Genomic DNA, 1,600 nt, shown 5'->3' with positions numbered 1-1,600 from the left:
CCAGTGCCTATTACGACTGGCTCCGACGTGATGACAAACACCCTGATAGCCAAACGTGGCACCTGAAACAGCGCATGAAGACGTTGTTTAACGAGTCGCGGCAAAGCTTGGGTAGCCGTCAACTGATGACATTACTGCGCAAAGAAGGCTTTACCATAGGTCGCTACCGGGTGCGATCGCTGATGAAAGCACTCGGCCTGAGCGTCCGGAAGAAGAAACGGTTTGTGCTGACCACCGACAGTCAACACGCGCTGCCGGTGGCAGAAAATGTGCTGGATCGAGCGTTTTCTCCGAGCGACAAAATCGTGTATGGACGACGGACATTACTTATATTTGGACCTTGCAAGGCTGGGTTTATCTGGCGGTGGTGATCGATTTATATTCGCGCCGAGTGGTAGGCTGGCATTTGGATCGCCATATGGAAACCGCGCTGGTCAGTCGAGCCCTGATGATGGCCATTAACTTGCGCCAACCGCCTAAAGGGCTGCTCCACCACTCGGATCGTGGCAGTCAGTACGCCAGCCATGCCTACCAAGCGCTGCTGAAACAGCATGGCATGGTGTGTTCAATGAGCCGCAAAGGAAACTGCTGGGATAACGCACCCACAGAGCGTTTTTTCGGCAGCCTTAAACGCGAGTGGCTAACGGGAAATATTTACGCGACTCGAGAACATGCCGTGGCCGATGTGAGAGAGTACATTGGCTACTACAAATTCCGCCGTTTGCACACGACGCTGGGCGATGCAACACCGATTGAATTTGAAAAATGTGCTTAGAAAAGTGTCCGGTTTGGGTTGACCACAACATGTCCCTCACATCGGGCGGGCGAGGGACTGCAAGCCTACATCGAGGCAGTTTCTGCTAGGTGAAAAGTAATAAAAAAAGCGCAGCTTACCTGCAGTAAGTGAGCATGTGACCGGGCTCGCGATCGAGACACTTTTAACGCAGCAGAAACAACGCAGATAGCTTTAGAATTCTCTAAGCCCTATGCCCTCCTTGAGGGATCTTATCCCTCACGCCGGGCGGGCGAGCTCCCTGCTTTGCGCCGCGCAGGCTGTGAATCCTGAGTTGCCAATGCTGTGGTCGCCGCAACGCCAACAGCCTGCATCCAAGCAGGATGTTGGCTGGTGCTGCCGTCCGGGCAGCCCCTACGGGCACAGCCATTGCTAACTCAGGCGGCCTGCTAAGACGCAGAAAACCTAAGCGCCAGAGAGCTTAAGATGGGTGTCCCAGCTAGAAGCGCAGGCGGGTAAATCGCTACAATTACCGCATCCCAGTTCTGAGGGGGAGGCGTCTGGATTGTTATCTATTCCTAATCGTGTTGCACCTTCCAACTATATCATCATAAAGATAATCACCATTAGATATAAACCTCAGGCAACGCTGGTAATATAGCAGAGCATCATCTTTATCATTAGCATCAAGTTCTGTGGCTTTAAGGTAGTAGTATACGTTTTCAAACACAGCAGACCGAGGCACTCCATGAGTAGAGAAAAGCCCACCCCCTCCTCCACCATGTTTTATAGACATCAGGATCTCTAGGGCACCTCTGATTTTCACCTGAACTCGCCGAACCTAACCAGGAAATCAGAAAAAGTTGG

General features: G+C 52.1%; 2 protein-coding genes. Both read left to right on the top strand.

The genetic code is table 11. The features are described from left to right. Positions 1-371 (top strand): IS3 family transposase (locus IE090_RS14060; protein WP_189389177.1); only part of this gene is annotated, 371 nt, incomplete at its 5' end. Then, positions 341-775 carry an IS3 family transposase gene (locus IE090_RS14055; protein ID WP_229815780.1) on the top strand — a complete coding sequence of 145 codons (435 nt, stop codon included), beginning with the start codon at positions 341-343 and terminating at the stop codon, positions 773-775. The genes IE090_RS14060 and IE090_RS14055, both read left to right, overlap by 31 nt. Positions 776-1,600: the final 825 nt, after the last annotated feature.

Origin of the sequence: Bacterioplanes sanyensis, from assembly GCF_014652515.1 — a bacterium.
GTDB lineage: Bacteria > Pseudomonadota > Gammaproteobacteria > Pseudomonadales > Oceanobacteraceae > Bacterioplanes > Bacterioplanes sanyensis.
The sequence above is the reverse complement of the archived record's forward strand: the minus strand, read 5'-3'. Positions and strand labels throughout refer to the sequence as shown.